Below are 21,822 nucleotides of genomic sequence, written 5' to 3'. Positions count from 1 at the left end.
ATATCTAAAATTTTTTGATGGTACCAGCTGAGAGTGCGATCACTCTAAATGCTACTTATCCTTTTTATATTCCGATCATCTTGTTTTTCTTATTTAAAGAAGAGATAAAAAAGTCCATCTATTTAGGTGTGTTTATCGGATTTATAGGTGTTTATTTTATGGTTCAACCTTCTGCTACTCATTTTAGCTGGGCTACTCTCTTTGCTCTGGTTTCAGGTATATTCACGGCGTTAGCCAATGTGACCATGAGTATTTTACGAAAGACAGACCACAGTTTTAGTATTGTTTTTTATTTCTTCTTGTTTTCAACCATAGCTTCATTTATTTATATGCTTCTAGACTCTTCAGCTTGGAAAATCGATTCTATCTTGTTTCTATTAGCTATTGCCTTACTCAGTGTTCTTTCACAGCAATTGCTTGCATATGTACTTAAATTTTTACATCCAAACGTAGTATCGTCCATCATGTATTTATCAATTGTGTTTGGTGTTTTATTTAGTTGGCTATTGTGGAAGCAAACACCAGCTATAACGACTAGTGTAGGTATCTTGTTGGTCATGGTTGGCAGTATTGTGGTGATGATTTCAAGTGATAAGCAAGATAAATAGTGTCTTTGACTAAAAAATGGGATGTGTGTGAACTATATAACAATACTATCAAGTTCAGGGGAATTACTACATTAATGTATGTTCTGTCAGGGTTATAACTATAGATGGAAAGTGGATCATTCCTCCTAAAATAAAAACGAATTAATGTATAGAAGACCCTTATTGCGCAAAGTACACGAATATCAAGTCTATTGAATTTAAAGATGATGATTTTTTTATAAAAATGTGAAAGTACAAGGTGATCACTTGATTTTAGAAGATATACATCATCCTCATAAAAAATGTGTTCTAATTAAATCGGAGTAATAAGTTTATTTCTTCTCTCTGGATGTATCTATTTTTAGGATAAGCATTAGGACGTCTACATAATACTATTAAAATAACATATAATAAATCTGAGCTATGGAATAAGAAAAGCTCTATACGAAACGTTCGAACCCATAGAGGTAAATCGATAGAGAAGGGTAGAAGAATGGCTATGGAAAATAAAAAGGAACAAATTTTACAAGCCTATCAATTTCGTCATGCATGTAAAGAGTTTGATCCAACTAAAAAGATTTCCGATGAGGATTTTCATTTTATTTTAGAAACTGGCCGATTGTCTCCTAGTTCATTTGGCTTAGAGCCTTGGAAATTTGTCGTTATTCAGAATCCAGAGGTAAGAGAAAAAATAAGTTCGGCTGCATGGGGACAGAAACAGGTGACTACTTCCAGTCATTTTGTTGTCATTTTAGCAAGAACCAAAGCAGATTTGACTTATGACTCAGAATATCTATCAACCTTATTTAATGATGTAAAGAAATTACCAGAAGCAGCAAAAGAAGGACTGACAAAAGCGATTAAACGATTCCAAGAGGTTGACTTTAATTTAGAAAGTGATCGAGCGATATTTGATTGGGCTTGTAGACAAACATATATCGCATTAGGTAATATGATGACTGCTGCAGCCCAAATTGGTATCGATTCGTGTCCAATGGAAGGGTTTAACAAAGAACAGGTAGAGCAAATCCTAAAAGAAGAAGGAATTATGCAAGGAGATTTCGGTGTTTCTTGTTTGGTGGCTTTTGGCTATCGTGTCAATGATCCTGCTTCTCCAAAGACAAGACAAACAATGGATATGGTAGTGGATTGGGTTAAGTAAAGAGAGTAAATGAATGGAACCACAGGCTTAGAAAATAGCCATTGTGGTTCTTTTTTATCCATGTTTAATAGGATGTTGACCCGTAAGTAGACGAAATACCACACTTTCTAATTGTTCCGAGAAAACCACGCTAATCTTACGGTAGAAGGGTTGATGATCGATTTTTTTTACTAGGATCTTGGTATCTTGGATATTTTTTGCTGACATTTCAGGGATGAGTGAAATGCCATATCCTTCAGCGACAAAGGGGAGTAATGACTCATTAAAATTAAGTTCAAGGATAATATTTGGCTTGATTCCTAGATGGTAGCAGTGTTTTTGAAACGATGTACGAATATCACAAGGTTCTTTATGTAAAATCATTTTTTCTTGAATGACCTCTGCAAAGCTAAGATTTTGCTTTTGACCAAGTGGATGTGAAGTAGGAAGTATCGCAAAATATTGTTCTTGAAACAAAGGGAGTGACTTGAAAATAGGATGACCATCATAGTCTTGAACGAAAGCTATTTCAAGGGCTCGATCTTCTAGTAGTGTAATTAGTTCTTGGGTCGTATCTCGTATTAGTATGTTAATTTCTTCCGTATTTTTGGGCTTATTGATAAAACGATCCATTAATGAAGGTAGGTAATCATTGGCTAAGCTGGGTAAAGTGCCAATGCGAAGAGATGAATAAAAGGAGAAGCGACCCATTTCTTTCATGATTTGTTTGATTTCCTCCAAAATGATGCATGCACGTTGATAAAAATAGATTCCAGCTTCAGTAGGTTCTACTCCTGTTGATTTTCGTATCAATAAGCAAGTACCTAAATCTTGTTCTAGGCGAGTTAGTTGTTTGGTTAGGGCTGGTTGGGACACGAATAGTTCTTTGGAAGCTTTATTGATGCTTCCTTTTTCAATTGTCGTTTTAAAATAGATCACTTGTTGAAGACTAAACATCGTATCCTCACTACTTTCTCTTTTTCGATATAACTTTTGGTTATATACTTCTACCTTTTCTATATTATCGGATCTACTCCTATTTTGGTATGTTGAATTTATAAGGAAGGAGTAGAAAACGATGATTATTGGATATCTAATTATGTGTCTGATATTTGGTACAACTTTTTTAGTAATCAAACTGGGTATGACCGACACCATGCCTCCTTTTTTCTTTGCAGCCATCCGCTTTTTTCTCGCTGGTGCTTTAATTATTCTCTATTTCGGATTTCGTAAAAAGTTGCCCCAGCTTACTTGGAAAAAGACTATTGATATTGCCGTTGTAGGAATTCTCATGACCACGATTCCATATGCAGCTCTTTATTGGTCAGAACAATATATTTCATCAGGTGTTGCTGCAATATTAGTATCAACAGGACCTATTTTTACAACGATCTTGAGTATCGCTTCAGGAACTTTACAGTTCCGAGTTTATTTATTAATAGGATTATTCTTTAGTATAGCTGGAACTGTTCTAATCACAGGATTTCATGATGATGTAGTGGGAGCATTTGCATTAGTAAGCAAATGTATTCTTGTCATTGCGGAACTTTTCTTTGCTTGGGGTGCAGTTCGTTCCAAGAAAATGATGGAGGATATGTCACCACTTGTCTTCAATGGATTACAATTACTGTTTGCTAGTTTTGGACTATTTCTTCTTTCATTTCTGTTTGAAAATATGAGCACAATCTCTTTTAGTCCCCATTCTATTGCAGCTCTTTTTTACTTAACGATTGTAGCTTCTATCATCGCTTTAGGAATCTTTTATTGGCTTGTTCAAAAAACGAACGCAGTATTTCCTGCTACTTGGACATATGTAGCACCTGTGATAGCAATGATTGTCGGGGCTATTTTTCTTCATGAAAAAATCACCTGGCAAAATATTTTTGGTGGTATAAGTGTCCTTATAGGAATTGTGATTATCAATTGGCCAACTTGGAAAACGATGCGATTTCATGAACTAAAAGGAAAATAAGGGGGATAAAAACCAAAACGTGAAAGAGGTGGCCCTCTTAATTATCCGCTCATCGCTTCCCACATACTCCCGTGCTAAAGGTTTGGAGAGAAAGTCGATCCTACACAAAAACGATTTGTGACTTCCTCTAGGTATAGTCTGGATTTACAATCGAATGATGCAGTATGCTGTAACAAAAGCTTTTATTATTTAATATAAACAAGTTTGTTATACAAACTAAACATAAACGAGTTAGATATTCTTCTATAAGCATAAGCTCATTCCTTTATAGTATCTAAAGTAGAGGAGTTGAATTTGGAAAAAAAGGGAAAATTTATATGGTTTACTTTAAGAGTAAAACTAGTAACTGGTCTTAAAAAAGGGGAGATTGGAATGGATTTGCAAGGTAAAAGAGTTGTAGTACTAGGTGGAAGCTCCGGAATGGGCCTTGCTACTGCACAAGCTGTTGTTCATCAAGGTGGGCATGTAGTCATCGCAAGTCGCTCAGAGGAAAAGTTAAAAAAAGCGCAAGAGCAAATCAGAAAGAATGTAGAGATAATTACGCTTGATGTCACTAATGAGCATGATATGGAGAATTTTTTTCAAAAGATAGGGAAGTTTGACCATTTAGTTTCTACAGCTGCAGGAGGCCCTACCGGAAATTTTTTGGATTTACCTATCCAAGATGCGAAGAAGACGTTTGCAGCGAAATATTGGGGACAGTATTTTGCTGCAAAGTATGGAGCACCTTTTATAAAAGATGGAGGATCTATTACATTTTGTACAGGTGTTTTGGCTAGAAAGCCAGCAAAAGGATTTTCTATACTTTCGACGATTAATGGCGGAATTGAAGCGTTAGCTCGTGCTTTAGCCGTAGAGTTGAGTCCGATTCGAGTCAATGTAGTTTCACCTGGTATTGTTGATACGCCACTTTATGATAAAATGTCTTCCGAAGAGCGAGAAGATTATTTTGTATCCATCGCTAATCAAGTACCCGTGAAAAGAGTGGGAAAACCGGAAGATGTTGCAGAAGCCTTTCTTTATTTGATGACCAATTCATTTACTACAGGAACAACTTTACATGTAGATGGAGGGTATTCGCTCGTTTAATTGTAAAAGTATAATTAAGTGACTCAACAGAAAATGATTAAAGAAATTAGTCCTCATGGTGCCCGTACCACTCTTGAGTAAATTCGAAGTGGTACGGGTTTTTGTATTTTTGATATGAATTAGAGTTAATTATGATAGTTGGGTTAAGCGAAGAGCTTCTAGGAGATTGGCAGGTTGATTGGTTTGATCGTGAAAAAGTTCATTATTTTGAATATGATCAATGAATAATACCCCATTTAAATGATCAATCTCATGTTGCAGGCATCGAGCGAGAAACCCTTCACCCTCAATAATTGTTTCTTCACCATTTCTATTCAGATATTTTACTTTTACATAATTAGCACGTTTTACTGTTCCCCAAAAGTTTGGAAAAGATAAACACGCTTCAGGTCCTATCTGTTCGCCGCTTTTCTCTATAATTTCAGGGTTAATCAGCTCAATAAGCCCGTCACCACAATCCATTACAACCACTCTCCGTAGGATTCCAACTTGCACAGCAGAAAGCCCTGCTCTTCCTGGAGCTGCATAAAGTGTTTCTTTCATATCATCCAATAGTTTTAATACTTTAGGAGTAATCTTTAAAACTGGTTTAGAAACCTTTCTTAACATAGGGTCACCGAATGGGATAATTCTTTTTTCTGCCATAGTTCCCTCCATTTGATCTACTAGTTGTTTATATACACATTGAAGCTATAAGTTTTATATTTTATTTATGTATTCTAGTAAAATTACATGTAGGTTTAATCATATCATCCTTAATTTGGCTAGTCAAACAGAGTAAAAAAAGCTAATTCTATCTCTATTTTGATAGATTAAAAGGCAACACATCGGGTAGAAAGTAATATAAGCTCTGACAAGGTAATTGATGAAAGAAATCATAAAAAAGAGTAAATTTCTGCTGATTTTTGTCTGCCGTCAATGATTAGGGGAAATGTATTTCCCTTTGGGAGAGTGATTTGTCAATGGGAAAAACATATAAAGTTCAAGTATTAAAAGTGGTGGACGGTGATACGATTCATATTAGACATAATCATCAAAGAGAAATAGTTCGTCTAGTATATATTGATACTCCTGAATTATTTAGCATAAATATGCTAGAGCAAACCATAGCATACAAAGCAAAGCAATTTGTCAAAGAACTAATTGAAAAAGCAAAGGAAATATCGATTCAGATCGCACCCTCGAGCAGGGATAAAGGGGGTAGGCTTCTAGCAATGGTTTTTATAAATGGACAAGCTTTACAAGAATTACTTGTAAGAAAAGGACTAGCTTGGGTTCGTTATTACTGGAAACAACCAAATATTCATACAGTTAGAAGGCAGGTTGAAACTTTAAAGAGATTAGAAAATGAAGCCAAAAGAAAGCAGTTGGGTTTATGGCAATACGAACAAGAAAATTTTCGTTTAAAGTATAGAGCAATCAGTTTATAAACATTAGGTTGGATGCAGTAACCATAAACTGTGGTTCAAAGAGAGCTTGGATCACAGTTTATTCGTGTACAATCACAGTTATGAAGGACCATCCAGTAGGTTTCTTTAACCGAGAATCCCCCACCTCTTAGTGTTAGCGTAGGTGGAGGGAGTGTTCAGTGGAGAATATGGGTTTGCGATCCCAAACCATAACAGGGGCATTATTAACTGCTCGTTCGTTAAAGCTAAGTTTTTTATAATAACCTACTTTGTCTGTAACATTAAAAAATAAAACTTATGGAATCTGATGCTGGTAACATTCTTTTAACAACTGATCTAAAACTTCTGTTCTAATCCCTTGTCTTGGGCATTCCAGTTTAACTATTAAATCATAGATGAATGCCTGATAAATTTTGCCTGAGATCACTCTACTAAAACCGATTCGTTCTTCATTTTTGTAGACAGAAATTGTGATCCAGTTATTAGAAATTGCTTTAAACAACTGTTGTTCACTAAAAGAGTGTTTCTAGCTTTTGGTTTGATAATGGGAATAAAATTCGCTACAATTGGGTAGTTCTCTAGTTCATTTAATAGGCATTTCCTATCTCCTTTTTTAGATTAGGAAAGATATTTGATACGGCTATTTATATATAGTAAGGAATATACATGAAAATAATGAAAAACACAATCTATTCCATGGTTACAGAAAATTAAGGAGCTACTAAAATAGTTATCTAAATAGATAGAGCCTATTGGATAACTCAATTAAAAACATAGGTAATCTGTATATTAAACAAACGGAGGGATCTATTTGTCAGATTCTTATGCACTGATTACAGGAGCATCTTATGGAATTGGTAGAGAGATAGCAGAGTGTTTTGCTCGAGATCAAGTTCATTTAGTTTTAGTGGCAAGAAGCAAGGAAAAACTAGAGCAGCTTAAAGAAGAATGGGAAGCAAAATACCAGATTCGGATTATTTTGTTCATACAAGATTTGACACAACCAGCTGCTGTCCAGAAGGTATATGAAGAGATTGTTCGTATGGATATAAAGATCGACTATTTAGTAAATAATGCTGGCTATGGGCTATTCGGATTTTTTATAGAAACAGATATACAGGAAGAATTAGATATGATCGAGCTAAATATTAAATCGTTAACCCATCTAACGAAACTATTTTTGCCAAGAATGATTGAACGTGGTTATGGAAAAATTCTAAATGTAGCTTCAACTGCTGCATTTCAACCGGGACCCTTGATGTCCGTTTATTATGCAACCAAAGCGTATGTATTATCCTTCACAGAAGCTTTAGCCAACGAGCTGAAAGATACAGGAGTAACTGCTACCGTACTATGCCCAGGTCCAACCGAAACTCATTTTGCTAAGCGGGCGAAATTAGGTCAGTCTCCGCTTTTTAAGAAAGGAATTGCAATGGATGCAAAAACAGTTGCCGTTGAAGGTTATAAGAAATTTTTAAAAGGAAAGACCATCGTTACTCCAGGTTGGAAGAATCGTTTCCTGATAAAAGGAATCCGTTTTTTACCAAGAAAAGTAATTACTGCTATCATAAGAAGAGTACAAGAGGTACGAAAGAAATAAAATGGAAAGCATGGGAGAAACATTTGTGTACTCTCCCATTCTAATTTTAACGTTACAAAATATTATAAATCCACCTTTGTGAATCGAGGGGCTCTTGAGCATGGTAAAGTGGATAAGTGAGAATGTTATCGAAAAAGTAATAAAAATAGTTCATATCCGACAATTAATATAGCAATAACACCTAACATATGATCAAAAGTTGTACCAGTACGAATGCTAATTCCTAACTGTTTTAATGAGAAATTATAATGATAAGGCCAAAGCAATGGGACTCCACTGATAGTACAAGCATCTAAAAGTAAATGTGAGGCGTATCCAAAAAGAATGGGCCAGAAGTATGTTGGAAGTGCAAGATGAACAACAAAGGCAACATAGAGTAGACCTAATAAAGAGTGTGTCAATGTACGATGTTTTGCTATCGCAGCACCAATAAAAAATATCCCCAAAAAGCATAACCAACTGGGTAGTTGAGGATATACAAAATAGCCAAGCATAAATAATGCTCCAATCGAACCTAAAGCAAAGCGACGTTGATGGCTTTTTAACTTTTGGAACAATAAATTATTTATCGTACTTTTTTCTATATCAATATCAGGTAATACAGCTGCCAAGCCAGCTGATCCAATTGTTATAAGTGAATGAATCAAACTTGCTGGTTGGTTTTCCAGTGTAAATCCAACTCCAACTGCTAATCCGACTGCAAAATGAGTAAATCCTCTCATCTATTCACCTTCTTTCTTTAGTCGCTATTCATTATATTTCCTAAATTTAATTCATTATAACTAAAAATAGGATTTTCATAAAAGAAATTTATAAAAGTTTAACTATTACGTAAAGCTAGAGCGAATTGTTTATGTAGGATCAACTTTTCCTTCTGATTTTCGATTTCTTTTTGCTAAAGTTGGAAAGACTGAAAATAAAGGTATTTGGAGGGATAAAGTGTGTATAATCAACCAACTGAAGAGCGAAAAAATGATTCTTCTATAAAACACAATAATGATATAGAGTTAACAGACTGTAATATAGAAGATGGCGATTATATAGCGATTGATATTCCTGCTCATGAAGTAAGCTCGTTAGAAGATGAAACTTCCACAGAAAACAAGAAGCCAACCCATCGGTAGGCTCCATGTTAAACTATATTTATTTTTATTTCTTCTAAAGTATTTAGTTTTAACCTTTTGCAGTATGGTCGTTGTCCCGTAAAAGTTTTGCATCAAGTACAAATGGTCCAAATGGAAGAACGGATGCGGCTAAAGCGCCTATTATTTTTCCAAATGACCAGCGATGAACAACAGTAACATGGGCAACAGCGACGAGATAAAGTACGAAAAGCACACCGTGAATCCAACCGGTTATGGTTACAAATTCTGGGATATCTGCTAAATACTTAAGAGGCATAGCGATCCCTAGAAGTAGGAGAAATGAGAGGCCTTCGATAAAACCGATGATACGAAGACGTCCAATAGGAGTTTGTAACATTTGTTGACCTCCAACGTATTTTGTCAAAAGTCCATTCATCGGACTTTTTTTAAACGCTATTTTCTCCATTTTCATACTTCCTGTAAAATTACACTCTTTTTTGTGTAAAAGAAAGTAGCTAATTCGATGAATGGTCTTTTCAAACTTATTATAAACAAAAAGTTCTTTATGATTATTAATGTAACAATTTGTTCAAACTATATTCATGTTTTTTCACTCATAGGTTAAATTAGAAATTTTAAAATAGGAAACAGAATTACGCTACTTATACGAATCATTTTATAAAAAGGGGTTGAGACTGCAGTGAATGGAAAACGATATAAAAAAATTAGTAAATTTTTAAGTCTTATATTACGTCATCATCCCGAACAAATTCAAATTCAGCTTGATCCATCAGGATGGGTAGAGATTGACACATTGTTAGCAGCTTCAAAGGCGCATGGTACTAAAATTCAAGTAGAAGAATTATTAGATATAGTAAGACAAAATGATAAGCAACGATTTTCTATTAGCCCTGATGGAAAAAAAATTCGTGCTAATTATGGTCATAGTGTGCAAGTTCAATTAGGTTACCACAAAAAAGTTCCACCATTATTTCTTTTACATGGGACAGCGACCCGTTTTCTTCCTTCGATTTTAATTGAAGGTTTAACAAAGCAGAATAGGCAGTTTGTTCATTTAACTACTTCTCAGGAAATGGCTTTACAGGTTGGAAGTAGATATGGAAAAGCCATTATACTTAAAATAGAAGCAGAGCAAATGGCAAAAGATGGATATCCATTCTTCCTGTCCGATAATGGAGAAGTGTGGTTAACAGATCATGTTCCAGTAAGGTATATTCAGATACTGGAAAAGTAAAATAACTTTTGTTAAAAAGCAAGTATTTATCTTATATCAGATGAAATACTACAATTCTATTGTTCTGTAATTATAGAACAATAGAATATATCGATAAGGGGAATACATATGACTATTTTGGATCGCTACTTTGAACTTTCTGATTTGGTCGGCTCCAATTCAGAAAATTTTCGATATTTTTTTAAAAAAGAATTAAGCACTTCATCATTTATGGAATACAAAATTAATTGACAATGAATTACATACTGAATGGGTTGTCAATTGGTCGTAGAGCAGATGGAAATCTCTTCTCATTAAATGGGGGTGATACAGCCATATTAAATAGAGAAGGGAAAATTCAAACATTAAAGGTCTCCTTATCCAAAAAGTAGATCAATCTTGATGATACAAGAAATAGTCCATTAACATAAATGGACTATTTCTTGTATCATCTACTTGATAAGTGATTAGCTAATGCTACAATCATACTTCCCATTTTTTCTTCTTCTGGAGTAACTATTTGTTCAACTCCTTCTTTACGAAGACAATCTGCGGTATATTTACCAACTGCTGCAATTACTACATGTGACGAAATAGCTTTTTGTAATTCGGATGATAGTCCCTTTTCTCTAGCGTACTTGAAGAGAAATTGCACTGGAGTACCGCTAGTAAAGGTAACCGCATCAATCTCTTGATTTAAAATCTCCTGTAATAGAGTTTCTAATATTTCTTCATTCGGTGGTATTTGTTGGTAGGGAAGAATCTCAAACAGATTAGCCTCTTTCTGCTGTAGAAACTCTACTAATGATAAAGATGATTCTCCATATAATTGTAGAGCAATTTTTTGACCTTGTAGAGGATAAGATTCAAGTGGGCGAATTAAGCCATTAGTAGTTCCATCTTCGTCACGAACGGTAAGTTCTACACCTAATTTTTTTAATGCATGGGCTACTTTATAACCTCGGCCAGCTACTTTGGCCTCTTTTAACTTTTGGATCCACTCGTTCTTAAGTCCCATTTGTTGGGCTGTTTGATAGAGTTGATTGATCCCAACTCCAGTAGTAAAGATAAACCAGTCGATATTTTCATGAATGGTTCGAAATAATTGTGTTTTAATGTCTATATCGTCATAAAAAATAGTGGTACTTAAAGAACGAATAAGAGGAATTCCTCCCTGTTTTTCGACTAATTTACTCATCTCTTCTAATTTTCGTGTACCTGTTAAAACGATGCGTTTATCAGCTAGCTTCTTTCTACTCATCGGTTACCTCCCCGTTCCCAATTTTATTATTAAATCATATTAATATTATAGGCTTACTGCGGAATGGATGCTAGAAAAACCCCCCTATACTTAGGGTGGTACATAAGCACAGGAGGGATGGGTTTAAACCTGAGAGGGATGAATGAGATGATTGGTGATCAAATGAGCTACACCATCGTGCATATTGGAAGGAACGATAAGATTTGCTTTTTCTAATGTGCTTGGATGGGAATTGCTTACCGCGGCAAATAATCCAACATGTTCAGCCATCGAAAGATCATTACAGTGATCGCCAATAGCAGCCGCTTTTTCATTGGGGATTTGAAGCTCTCTTAGAACATGAGAGATCGCTTTTCCTTTTGAAGCACCTTGCGGAACGATTTCAAAAAAGTCATCTCCTGTTTGAACATAGTCAGTAGGCCATTTTTTTTGCTCGATATGGTTAATCACTGAAGACATATTTTCAGGTTTTGTAATAGTAACGATTTTGATAATTTGCTGCTGGGGGATCTCTCGGAATGATGAAATGACTTGGATACGAAAATCATTGGTATTAGTTATGTTTAACGTATAAGGACTCACCTTTGTAGCATAAATCTGATCGATTGTAAATACAAAAACATCGCTCTCTACAAAATCAACATCTAATTCACAAGCTATATCGATAGCGAGTTTAACATCTAGTGTTTTTATTGGAATAATCTCATCTAGTTTTGGATCGTAAAGAACAGCTCCATTACACAGAATGACGGGTAAGGATATATTCAGCTGTTCTATAATATGTTTCGCTTCATTATAGTTTCTACCAGAAGCAATCGTAAAAGATCCTCCTAGGCTTTGAAATTTTTCAATACTTTTTCGGTTAATATCTGAGACTTGATTATTAAACAATAAAGTTCCATCTAAATCAGAGGCTAAAAAAAGATAATTTAAGCTAGGCACGGATGATCCATTCCTTTCAATATGAGGACACAAAGAAAATAGTTTTGTCGAAGTTATTTCATACTAACATAATTTTATTAAATAAGTAAATTGATTCGGCTCTTTTCTTTGGAAAACGTAGAATGAAAATGGATTTAGGAATCCTTGGAATATTATATATGGGATGATCCATCACAGAATTGTATCCATGATGGAAATCTCTGTGGGAAAGACCCCAAAGCAAAAGCATGATTGCTACGGCTATTCCGAAGAGTAGGAAAGCGAACCGAGACAAACTTCTAGGTTGTTACCTAATTGTAAACTTTGTAGTGAATCTAAGTTTTTTCGTAGATTCGCTATTCTCTATCCATACAAATTAAGACTTAGGCTATATAATTAATTAGGAAGGAAAAGGAGGGAGAAGAAAAATGATTCAAGGAAAAACAGTGGAAGAATGGATAACTGACTTTCCTTTGTTATCATCATTGATCGAAACGGAAGAAGTATTTTGGATGAATTCGAAATTTGGACAGTTCCGTACAGACCAACTTCCGGTTGGAGAACAGGAGATTACAGATGCCTCAGAAAGATGGAAGCGATTTGCTCCCTATTTAATGAAAGCTTTTCCTGAAACAAAAGAGATGAATGGAATTATTGAATCGCCACTTGTTCCGATACCACGGATGAAAAAATATCTAGAACAAACATATAAGCAAAACATCCCTGGATCATTTCTTTTAAAATGTGATAGCCATCTACCGATCGCTGGATCAATTAAAGCACGAGGTGGCATTTATGAGGTGCTAAAATATGCTGAAGATTTAGCCATAACTCATGGGTTAATCACGACACAACACGACTATGAAGTATTGGATAGTCAAGAGTTCCGTAATTTTTTTAATCAATACTCGATCGCAGTGGGATCAACTGGTAATTTAGGCCTAAGTATAGGAATGGTCAGCGCAAAAATCGGCTTTCAAGTAACCATTCATATGTCTGCTGATGCAAAAGAATGGAAAAAAGAGCTACTACGTAGTAAGGGTGTTCATGTTATTGAATACACTTCTGATTATAGTAAAGCAGTTGAAGAAGGAAGAAAACAGGCACTAGCTGATCCAAACTGTTACTTTATCGATGATGAAAATTCACTGGATCTATTTTTGGGTTATGCAGTAGCAGCTGCTCGTTTAAAAAAGCAGCTTGAAGAACTAAGAGTAAAGGTGGACCAAAACCATCCTTTATTTGTATACCTTCCTTGTGGTGTAGGAGGTGCCCCTGGCGGTATTGCCTTTGGATTAAAGCAAATCTATCAAGATCATGTCCATTGTTTTTTTGCTGAACCTACTCATTCACCATGTATGTTATTAGGGCTTTTAACTGGTTTACATGATCAAATCGCTGTTCAAGATTTTGGAATTGATAATCGAACAGAAGCAGATGGACTAGCAGTTGGAAGACCTTCGCGCTTTGTTGGTAAAGTGATGGAAGGATTGTTAAGTGGAATATATACAATCGAAGACGATAGGTTATTTGTATTATTAAGCGCTTTAATCGAACATGAACAAATTTCTTTAGAACCATCAGCTTTAGCAGGAATGGTTGGGGCCATACAATTAGCTACAACAGAGACTGGACAAGAGTATCTAACCAAACATCAATTAAAAGATAAATGGGAGCGAGCGACTCATGTTGTTTGGGCAACAGGAGGAAAATTGGTTCCGCGGAACATTATGAACGAGTATTACGAAAAAGGATTGTGGTTAGCTAAGAATGATCTAAAATAGAAGATATGATGAATGGGAACCTCTAGCGTGAATGCTAGAGGTTTTTTATATATTGGTAAGAACTCAATATCATTTTGCTAATGATTTGTAGATATTACCTTATTTTTCTGGTGGCCAATCTTTTATTCCGTTATCTTCAATAATGGCTAATATCACATCTGAGATATCTGGCTCTGATAGTAATTGATCCCGAATTTGAAACTTGATATCATCGGCATCTGCCAGTATCAAACCTGGGCGTAATTCAATATAGCCTTCTACATGGTAAAAACGTCCTTCTTGTAATATTCTCATTCGATTAATATCCGTAACATTTGAATTGGAAAGAATGATCCGTGCTACTTTGTCTTCTACTTCTTTTGGAGCAGCAACACCAATTAGTCCAACCATATTATCGTATCCCACTTTAAAGGCTACACCGACCATTAATAGACCAATGAGAATACTGGCGATTCCATCTGCTTGCTTAAAAGGTGTATACTGTGATAAAACAACAGCAATCAAAGCAAACAGTGCACCTAAAGTAGCTACAATATCCTCATAAAAAACTAACCGAGTAGGGGGAGCTGCTCGTCCTACATGAAGAAAGCTAGCAGTGAAGATTTGAAAGCCTTTTGCCTGAACCCGTGCCTCCTTTGTAATTTCTTTCATCGCTTTTAGCAAAACATAACCATCTATGAAGATAGCGATCAATAATATAGTTGCATTTAAAGCAAAACTTTTGGATACGACCGGGTGACGGATCAAATGAATTCCTTCTCGAATCGTTTCATAAGCCATCATGCTAACAACAATAACTGCCACCATACAAAAAATATTTATCACCCGTCCAAACCCAGTAGGAAATCGACGTGTTGGCTTTTTCTCAGCCAAAACACTTCCTGCAAAGACAAATCCTTGGTTCACCGCATCAGCTACTGAATGCATAGCTGATGCAAACATAGCTCCACTTCCACTGATCGTTGCTGCGATTCCCTTGATAAGAGCAAGAACCACATTTCCCAATGCTGCAGTTAGTGATGAGATATTCCCTTTTTTTATCAAGTCCCAGATTGATTCCATTTAAGTCTGCTACTAAATACATAGTCTATATAATAACCATGTCTAGAATTTTTTACTGTACCTATCTTAAAACTGGTTTACTGATACCGAGCTATCCGACTCTATAGGAATCCATATGGTACCTATCTATAATTTTTGATAAGTGATTATTATTTATAAACTATAGACTTGGCTTTATATATTTCAATTACTCTATGTTTTGTAGCAGTTATCCTCCTTTATTGAGTCTATTTATTTATCATCATTTGGATACGATGGATTTATTGTTAGCATTCGCAAAAGATTTTTTCCAAACTCTATAACGGAAAAATTTCCATCTGCTTGGTTTAGATAAGTTTTTTTGACCCGTTCCATTACCCATACAGGAATTTTCTTTCCTTTAATGAGTGGATAAAATTGGTGATATCCTTGGTATAAATGCTCCCATCTTTGGTCTCCATTGGGATGAATATACTCAGAGACGTCGATAATTTTAGCTTGCTCGTTCTGTAATAGGATATTTTTAAGGTGGATATCTTGGGGGTATAATCCTATATTTCGAGCATAAATTCGGGCTTTTTCTACATCTTCAATTATTTTTTTAGGGATAATTATACCTTGAAGTAAGCAATCATAAAGTGTTGGACCTGATTCGTATCTTAAGACTAAGTAGTTTTCCCCTTTATAATAACAACGTGAAAAAAATCGAGAATCCCCTAATTTTTGATAAGCTATATATTCATTTTCTAATTTATTTAGATATGGTTGAGGGAATATTTTAAATACATAATGCGGAAAGTTAGGATGCCTTACAACAACCGCATCAGTTCCTCTCCCGACAAAAGCTAATTCGGTCGGGATATGATTTACATGAATCAGTTGATTTCCAGGTAGAATAGTCAATTCCACTTGCTGTATCTGATTTTGTAATAAGTCGATCTCGTCTATAAGGTCATTCACATTTTTCACCTGCATCTTTATAATAGATATTTACATATATATCATTTTTTCCAGAAAATCGATAATAAAAATATAGATAAGATTGCCTTCGAAAGAAATGCTTTTCCTTTTTGAACCCATTCTTTTCGGCTTTTCATGCTAAAATCGATTGGTTTTAAGTCTGAGATTGATCTAATAATCCAACCGAAAAATGTATATTATTCAATTCTTTTCCAATAAACTTATTAATAGGCTTGAACACCTTTTTAAAAAATAGTTTTCATCGCTTCATCTTAATGAATAGAACTTTTAAAAATACTTTTAGCTTTGTGATAAGTAAAAAATGAATGGATTGATTAAGTAAGGGTTTATTTAAAAGAAAATGAAAAAAAGGATAGTGAGGTGTCTGAAAAATGGGCATAACAAACATTCCATTTTTAGGATAATAGAAAACGGTTGATACTTTTTTGTGGATAGATCGAAGAAGGAGATTTCTCCAAGGGAGTGTTTTTTCTGAGGATGAAAAGATGAAAGATCTTGTATTTGAAATAAGTAAATCGTTTAAAAGCATCCAATTATAATTTAGCTGTACACTTCTCGGGTCAGGTGAATCGGGTATAGCCAATTAATATCCCTCATTTACTTTATAAAATTTATTCAAACAATATTATAAAGGTTTGATGTACAAATTTTCAACTGGTATCAAGAATTTATTTTGTAAATATTTAATTGATAATATTAAATATATGTAAATGTTTTATTAAGAATATATCGTGTATTCAACTAGAGAGCAAATGGAAACGACTGAACAAACCATAGACTTATGTCGTTGGTTGTGTAATTCGATGTTTGAACAGAGAAAACTTGCTTATAAAAAGAGGAATATTTCTTTGACTTTTTATACTCAGAAAAAAGAGCTGCCAAGAGTTAAAAAAGAACTTCCAGAGTTCAAGCAGTACACTCACAAGTACTGCAAAATGTTTGCGAGCGATTAGACAAAGCATTCAAAGCATTTTTTCGTCGGTTAAAAAAGGGTGAAAAGGCTGGTTATCCTCGCTTCAAAGGAAAGAATCTCTATAATAGTTTTGCCTATCCACAACCTAGCGAAAAGTATTGTTGATGCTGGATGGAATCAACTTGTTCAGTTCACTACTTACAAGGCTGAAAGTGCTGGTAAGCAAGTGATACAAGTTGATCCATACAACACGTCACAAACTTGCTCAGAATGTGGTCAGATTGTGAAAAAAGACATGGAAAGACAGAATTCACAAATGCTCTTATGTCTATGTAGAAGATCGTGATATTAATGCCGCAAGAAATATTCTCAAAAAGGCAATATCCTAAAATGACCATAGGCATGGTTCATGCCTTCGTGGAGAACACGACATGGGTCGGTTCAATGAAACGAGAAGCTCGCCATTTCAATGGCGATGTAGTTCACGTCTAAGGTTGCTTAACCAAAATAAATAATCCCTTTCTTTTTTTGTGTTTACTTGGCAGGGATAAAACCATCTGTTGTCTCTCATCTGTTTAAAAGAGGTTTCACTTCCCGTATCACATCTTGTAGTTGCTCCGAACAAGTAGCATACATTGCCTTGGCGTTTGGATTATTGGTAGATAAACTGTACATTTCGAGATCAGCTTCACATTTCTTTAATGTAGCAAGTAATAAAGCTTTTTCTTGTGGTTGTGCAACTTGGATCTGATCATTGTATAGATCAACATATAACTGTCCATATGAATCAACTTGACCAAGAAAAACATTTTCCAGTGTGACACCTAACTTTTCTAATTCCGTCTTTAGCCAGTGACGGTTCAATCCAAGATGGGAAAGCGGCTCATCTAATATATTTCCATCCATAATGACTGCTTGGGGATCTTGTGTAGGACCTACTTCGATTCCTAGGTGTTTCGGTGTTAGTGGTTGATTTTCTTTTTTTAATAGGATGTTAAAATCTCCACTCGGTTCAATCAGAGCAAACTCGACATCTGACACGAGAAAAACGTTTTTCTTTCGTAACTGCTCTAAAAGCTCATCCGTGGTGAGACGTTCTTTTTTTAAGTTTTCTTCTAAGATTTTTCCTTGTTGAATTAATACAGTTGTCTTTCCGTCAATGAAGGTTCTTGCTGTTTTACTTTTTAACTGTAAAAATTCAATTCCTAAAGCAATACTAACCCAAACTATCAAAGATATAATTCCTAAATACCAAGATGTTTGTAATTCTAGGGAAGTATAGGCTATTAAGTTTCCTATTGTTATTCCGGTAATATATTCAAAAAAGGACAGTTGTGAAACTTGTCTTTTTCCTAAGATCTTTGTAGCTATGAAAAGGGCAATGACAGCTACAAGAGTTCTAATAGCAATCTCTAACCAATCTGGCATGACTTTCTCCCTTCATAAAGATCTTATTATAGATTTGAACAGGGAATGATAAAAATATATACATTCAATTTTGGTTATTTATTTCCTTTTATTAATAAAAATAACCCAATAAGGGGACAGAAGGAGGAATTAGTCCGATATTTATATGCGTTCTACGAGAAAAGCTCTATGGTCTGGATGAGGCTCGAGAAGTGAGTGGAAAAGTGATGATCGGCTTTTTTAGAGGGTAACCTCTTTAATTATTTGATTTGGTTAGTATAAATTTTTCTTGGTAATAATAGTAATATTAACTTAATGAACATTAAATGGAGTGGAAATTATGCCAGATGTATTATTTAAAGTTGATTTAACTAAGCCGATGGACGAACAAGAAACTCCTGGACATAACCGCTGGCATCCAGATATTCCTGCTGTAACTTCTGTCAATCCTAGAGATGTGTTTCGAGTCGAGTGTAAAGATTGGACTGATGGACAAGTCCAAAATAATGATGATCCTTCAGATATTAGAGATGTAAACTTGAATAGAGTACATGTATTAAGTGGTCCGTTCTGGATTAATGGTGCAGAACCTGGAGACCTTCTCGTTGTTGATATTTTAGATATTGGAGCACTTCCAGGAGCTGAATGGGGATTTAATGGTATTTTTGCACGGGAAAATGGAGGAGGTTTCTTAACCGAGCATTATCCTGAAGCGGCAAAGTCTATTTGGGATTTTTATGGTATTTATACGACCTCCCGTCATATACCAGGGGTAAAATTTCCTGGCATTATTCATCCAGGACTAATTGGTGTTGCCCCTTCTCACGAAATGCTTGATAAATGGAATAAACGTGAACAAGCACTTGTCTCTAAAGATCCTCATCGTGTCCCAACATTAGCTAACCTCCCTACTCCGGACAGTGCGGTTTTAGGTAGTTTAACAGGAGCGGAATTTGAGCGTGTAGCTAGAGAAGGGGCTCGGACAGTTCCGCCTCGTGAAAACGGTGGAAACTGTGATATCAAAAATTTATCTAAAGGCTCTCGTATATATTTTCCTGTCTTTATTGAGGGGGCTAAACTTTCATTGGGAGATATCCACTTCTCGCAAGGTGATGGCGAAATTACCTTCTGTGGTGGAATTGAGATGCCAGGTTGGGTAGATCTACATGTCGACATAATTAAAGGTGGAATGGCCAAATATGGTATTGTGAATAATCCCTTTTTCCAACCAGGACCTGTAGAACCTCACTTTTCTGAGTATCTAGTTTTTGAAGGAATTTCTGTTGATGAGATGACAGGAGAGCAGCTCTATTTAGATGCACATGTTGCTTATCGACGTGCTTGTCTAAATGCAATCGAATATCTAAAAACGATAGGGTATACTGGAGAACAAGCCTATATGCTCTTGGGGACTGCCCCGGTTGAGGGACGAATCGCGGGAATTGTGGATGTTCCTAATGCTTGTTGTACTATCGCTATTCCTACTTCGATCTTTGATAACGATATTCGACCAAAGTTGGATGGAAGAGGTGTTTTATGATCCTATATGCCTTCAAGTGTGGAAAATGTGGGATTTTTGAATGTTGGCTCCGCCTTACTGAAGTTCAAAATGAAATTAGCTGCCCTACCTGTAAAGGAGCTGCAAACCGAGTCTTTTATCCACCAGGTCTGATGTCCTTCCCTCATGCGGTACGTAAGCGGATTGAAGATAGTGCCCTTCCTAAAATAAAGAAACGAGAGGAACTATCTGGTTCGCGACAACATCACCATCATCACCGACATTCTGTTAAAGCTCGTCCTTGGCAAATCGGTCATTCATTATAAATGAAGCTAGACTCAAAGAAACAAACACCTTTCCAATCGTATCAAACGGTATGGCAAAGGTGTTTTTTTAGGATATACAACCAGAGAAATAAATGACTATATATGCTTATCATGTAAGAAAATTACTTCATTTTCTTTTCTTTTTATGATGGTTTTTTGTTCATTTTATTGATTACGATGGTAAAAGATAGAATTATCTATACTGCGGTACAAATACTATGAATAAAAAAGGAGGGGCTGATGTGATACATACCATGGCTGTAAAAAAAGATGGTACGATGGTTATAGATTTACCCATTCAACAACTAAACCACCCGGAAATTGATTGGTATTGGGTGGACTTTGATGTTCCGACCTTTGATGAAACATCATACTTAAAAGACTTTTTTGGATTTCACCCATTAGCGATTGAAGACTGTTTGCATTTTTTACAACGTCCTAAACTAGACTATTACGAGGATTATCGATTTTTTGTTCTACATGCGATTAAAGCAGCTGATTTGAGAGTAGAAGAAGTTGATTTATTTGTTTCTGAACGTTATTTGGTTTCTTTTCATAAAGCTAAATTAGTAGAAATTGATGAAGTTCGTGAGCGGGTGAGTCAACAGCAGGATTTAAAACAAAAAGGGCCGGGTATAATTGCTTATAAAATTATTGATAAGCTTGTTGATGCTTACTTTCCACTTGTGCAAAATATAGAAGATCAATTAGCAAAAATAGAAAGCTCAGCCCAGAAAGTCTCAACAAAAATAACTATTGATCAAATCTATCATATTCGTAGTAATTTATCAAAATTACGACGTAGTGTAGTCCCTATGAGTGAATTATTATATCGGATTATTAATTCGGAAAGAGTGATTCTGCAAACAGAACGTGTTTATTTTAGTGATATTTATGATCATCTGATCAAACTTTCTCATATGATCGACTCGAGTCGTGAAATTACAGCAGATATTCGAGATAGCTACTTGTCGCTAAATTCTTATCGTATGAATAAAATCATGATGACATTGACAGTTATTACAACTATTTTTATGCCACTTACTTTTATTGCAGGAATTTATGGAATGAATTTTGATTACATGCCAGAGTTAAAATGGAGATATGGTTACTTTATTATTTTGGGTGTAATGGCTATAATCGGATCGGGTCTTTTTTTGTGGTTTAAATATAAAGGATGGTTTGACCAAGATTAGCTTTATATTTTTATTTTATAAATAGGAATATTCTTAAATCGATGAGATAATAAACGGCATCTCCTAAAGGAATCTCAGAGTAAAGTGATCAGATAAGAAAGCAAACAGCTGATTAAGAAGACATCTCTAAACATTTTATTTTTTCATTCCTTCTTTTGACTAACCATGATGGACATGATATTTTTGACTTATCTAAGAAGTAATAAAATATCTAAAGCATGTTGCATAATTGGAACCAAAACCTAGATCATTCCTAGATGAAGCCGCGAATCGTTTTTGTGTAGGATCGACTTTTGCACCAAACGGGAGTGAGTGGGAAAGCGAAGAGGGCAACCTCTATCTAATATCCGGTTTGCTAAAGAGGATTTATCCTCAAA

General features: G+C 35.2%; 22 protein-coding genes. 13 read left to right on the top strand and 9 right to left on the bottom strand.

What is annotated here, in order from left to right; all coding sequences use genetic code 11:
- Nucleotides 1-17: 17 nt before the first annotated feature.
- A complete protein-coding gene (locus DL897_RS11365) occupies nucleotides 18-608 on the top strand; it encodes a DMT family transporter (protein ID WP_145962221.1) in 591 nt (196 codons plus the stop codon).
- A 472-nt stretch (nucleotides 609-1,080) separates the two neighbouring features.
- Nucleotides 1,081-1,749, top strand: coding sequence for an NAD(P)H-dependent oxidoreductase (locus tag DL897_RS11360; protein ID WP_168188769.1), 669 nt, complete (start codon nucleotides 1,081-1,083; stop codon nucleotides 1,747-1,749).
- A gap of 54 nt (nucleotides 1,750-1,803) precedes the next feature.
- On the opposite strand, the gene DL897_RS18020 is transcribed toward DL897_RS11360, so the two are convergent.
- On the bottom strand, nucleotides 1,804-2,685 hold the full coding sequence (locus DL897_RS18020; protein WP_168188768.1) for a LysR family transcriptional regulator: 882 nt from the start codon (nucleotides 2,683-2,685) through the stop codon (nucleotides 1,804-1,806).
- 121 nt (nucleotides 2,686-2,806) lie between these two features.
- Between DL897_RS18020 and DL897_RS11345 the strand changes: the two genes are divergently transcribed.
- Together DL897_RS11345 and DL897_RS11340 are read left to right on the top strand one after the other, a co-directional pair.
- Complete coding sequence (locus DL897_RS11345) at nucleotides 2,807-3,700, top strand: DMT family transporter (RefSeq protein ID WP_113659256.1); 894 nt, start codon at nucleotides 2,807-2,809, stop codon at nucleotides 3,698-3,700.
- 294 nt (nucleotides 3,701-3,994) lie between these two features.
- Nucleotides 3,995-4,789 (top strand): SDR family oxidoreductase, encoded by a 795-nt coding sequence (locus tag DL897_RS11340; RefSeq protein ID WP_338067089.1) that lies wholly within the window; start codon nucleotides 3,995-3,997, stop codon nucleotides 4,787-4,789.
- A gap of 129 nt (nucleotides 4,790-4,918) precedes the next feature.
- On the opposite strand, the gene def is transcribed toward DL897_RS11340, so the two are convergent.
- On the bottom strand, nucleotides 4,919-5,434 hold the full coding sequence (gene def, locus DL897_RS11335; RefSeq protein WP_113659255.1) for a peptide deformylase: 516 nt from the start codon (nucleotides 5,432-5,434) through the stop codon (nucleotides 4,919-4,921).
- Between the two features lie 317 nt (nucleotides 5,435-5,751).
- Between def and DL897_RS11330 the strand changes: the two genes are divergently transcribed.
- Both DL897_RS11330 and DL897_RS11325 read left to right on the top strand, forming a co-directional pair.
- Nucleotides 5,752-6,219: a thermonuclease family protein gene (locus tag DL897_RS11330; protein WP_113659254.1), complete on the top strand. Its 468-nt coding sequence runs from the start codon at nucleotides 5,752-5,754 to the stop codon at nucleotides 6,217-6,219.
- 790 nt (nucleotides 6,220-7,009) lie between these two features.
- Nucleotides 7,010-7,798, top strand: a complete 789-nt coding sequence (locus DL897_RS11325) for an SDR family NAD(P)-dependent oxidoreductase (protein WP_113659253.1) — start codon at nucleotides 7,010-7,012, stop codon at nucleotides 7,796-7,798.
- Nucleotides 7,799-7,923: 125 nt separating this feature from the next.
- Here DL897_RS11325 and DL897_RS11320 read toward each other — a convergent pair whose 3' ends face one another.
- Nucleotides 7,924-8,520 (bottom strand): metal-dependent hydrolase, encoded by a 597-nt coding sequence (locus tag DL897_RS11320; RefSeq protein WP_113659252.1) that lies wholly within the window; start codon nucleotides 8,518-8,520, stop codon nucleotides 7,924-7,926.
- Between the two features lie 219 nt (nucleotides 8,521-8,739).
- Between DL897_RS11320 and DL897_RS11315 the strand changes: the two genes are divergently transcribed.
- Nucleotides 8,740-8,922 carry a hypothetical protein gene (locus tag DL897_RS11315; RefSeq protein ID WP_113659251.1) on the top strand — a complete coding sequence of 61 codons (183 nt, stop codon included), beginning with the start codon at nucleotides 8,740-8,742 and terminating at the stop codon, nucleotides 8,920-8,922.
- 49 nt (nucleotides 8,923-8,971) lie between these two features.
- Here the strand turns inward: DL897_RS11315 and DL897_RS11310 are convergent, their stop codons facing one another.
- Nucleotides 8,972-9,280: a DUF3817 domain-containing protein gene (locus tag DL897_RS11310; RefSeq protein ID WP_113659290.1), complete on the bottom strand. Its 309-nt coding sequence runs from the start codon at nucleotides 9,278-9,280 to the stop codon at nucleotides 8,972-8,974.
- Between the two features lie 303 nt (nucleotides 9,281-9,583).
- Here DL897_RS11310 and DL897_RS11305 point away from each other — a divergent pair, with 303 nt between their 5' ends.
- Nucleotides 9,584-10,138 (top strand): RNA 2'-phosphotransferase, encoded by a 555-nt coding sequence (locus tag DL897_RS11305; RefSeq protein ID WP_113659250.1) that lies wholly within the window; start codon nucleotides 9,584-9,586, stop codon nucleotides 10,136-10,138.
- A 427-nt stretch (nucleotides 10,139-10,565) separates the two neighbouring features.
- Here DL897_RS11305 and DL897_RS11300 read toward each other — a convergent pair whose 3' ends face one another.
- Both DL897_RS11300 and DL897_RS11295 read right to left on the bottom strand, forming a co-directional pair.
- On the bottom strand, nucleotides 10,566-11,378 hold the full coding sequence (locus tag DL897_RS11300; protein ID WP_113659249.1) for a uroporphyrinogen-III synthase: 813 nt from the start codon (nucleotides 11,376-11,378) through the stop codon (nucleotides 10,566-10,568).
- A gap of 123 nt (nucleotides 11,379-11,501) precedes the next feature.
- The gene (locus DL897_RS11295) at nucleotides 11,502-12,320 is read right to left on the bottom strand and encodes an HAD family hydrolase (RefSeq protein WP_168188767.1); all 819 of its coding nucleotides are present in this window, start codon (nucleotides 12,318-12,320) and stop codon (nucleotides 11,502-11,504) included.
- Between the two features lie 407 nt (nucleotides 12,321-12,727).
- Here DL897_RS11295 and DL897_RS11290 point away from each other — a divergent pair, with 407 nt between their 5' ends.
- Nucleotides 12,728-14,083 carry a D-serine ammonia-lyase gene (locus tag DL897_RS11290; RefSeq protein WP_113659247.1) on the top strand — a complete coding sequence of 452 codons (1,356 nt, stop codon included), beginning with the start codon at nucleotides 12,728-12,730 and terminating at the stop codon, nucleotides 14,081-14,083.
- Between the two features lie 99 nt (nucleotides 14,084-14,182).
- On the opposite strand, the gene DL897_RS11285 is transcribed toward DL897_RS11290, so the two are convergent.
- Both DL897_RS11285 and DL897_RS11280 read right to left on the bottom strand, forming a co-directional pair.
- Nucleotides 14,183-15,145, bottom strand: a complete 963-nt coding sequence (locus tag DL897_RS11285) for a cation diffusion facilitator family transporter (protein WP_113659246.1) — start codon at nucleotides 15,143-15,145, stop codon at nucleotides 14,183-14,185.
- A gap of 231 nt (nucleotides 15,146-15,376) precedes the next feature.
- Complete coding sequence (locus tag DL897_RS11280) at nucleotides 15,377-16,084, bottom strand: serine/threonine protein kinase (RefSeq protein WP_113659245.1); 708 nt, start codon at nucleotides 16,082-16,084, stop codon at nucleotides 15,377-15,379.
- 1,013 nt (nucleotides 16,085-17,097) lie between these two features.
- Here DL897_RS11280 and DL897_RS19070 point away from each other — a divergent pair.
- Nucleotides 17,098-17,364 (top strand): zinc ribbon domain-containing protein, encoded by a 267-nt coding sequence (locus tag DL897_RS19070; RefSeq protein ID WP_206186516.1) that lies wholly within the window; start codon nucleotides 17,098-17,100, stop codon nucleotides 17,362-17,364.
- A gap of 221 nt (nucleotides 17,365-17,585) precedes the next feature.
- Here DL897_RS19070 and DL897_RS11265 read toward each other — a convergent pair whose 3' ends face one another.
- Nucleotides 17,586-18,446: a DUF421 domain-containing protein gene (locus DL897_RS11265; protein WP_113659243.1), complete on the bottom strand. Its 861-nt coding sequence runs from the start codon at nucleotides 18,444-18,446 to the stop codon at nucleotides 17,586-17,588.
- A gap of 319 nt (nucleotides 18,447-18,765) precedes the next feature.
- On the opposite strand from DL897_RS11265, the gene fmdA reads away from it, so the two are divergent.
- From fmdA to corA, 3 genes are all read left to right on the top strand, one after another.
- Nucleotides 18,766-19,965, top strand: a complete 1,200-nt coding sequence (gene fmdA / locus DL897_RS11260) for a formamidase (RefSeq protein WP_113659242.1) — start codon at nucleotides 18,766-18,768, stop codon at nucleotides 19,963-19,965.
- Nucleotides 19,962-20,249, top strand: a complete 288-nt coding sequence (locus DL897_RS11255) for an FmdB family zinc ribbon protein (RefSeq protein ID WP_113659241.1) — start codon at nucleotides 19,962-19,964, stop codon at nucleotides 20,247-20,249. Before fmdA ends, DL897_RS11255 begins: the two co-directional genes overlap by 4 nt.
- Nucleotides 20,250-20,491: 242 nt before the next feature.
- Nucleotides 20,492-21,445, top strand: a complete 954-nt coding sequence (gene corA, locus DL897_RS11250; RefSeq protein ID WP_240627387.1) for a magnesium/cobalt transporter CorA — start codon at nucleotides 20,492-20,494, stop codon at nucleotides 21,443-21,445.
- Nucleotides 21,446-21,822: the final 377 nt, after the last annotated feature.

The organism is Thermoflavimicrobium daqui, from assembly GCF_003313465.1.
In the GTDB taxonomy this organism is placed as follows: domain Bacteria; phylum Bacillota; class Bacilli; order Thermoactinomycetales; family Thermoactinomycetaceae; genus Thermoflavimicrobium; species Thermoflavimicrobium daqui.
The sequence above is the reverse complement of the archived record's forward strand: the minus strand, read 5'-3'. Positions and strand labels throughout refer to the sequence as shown.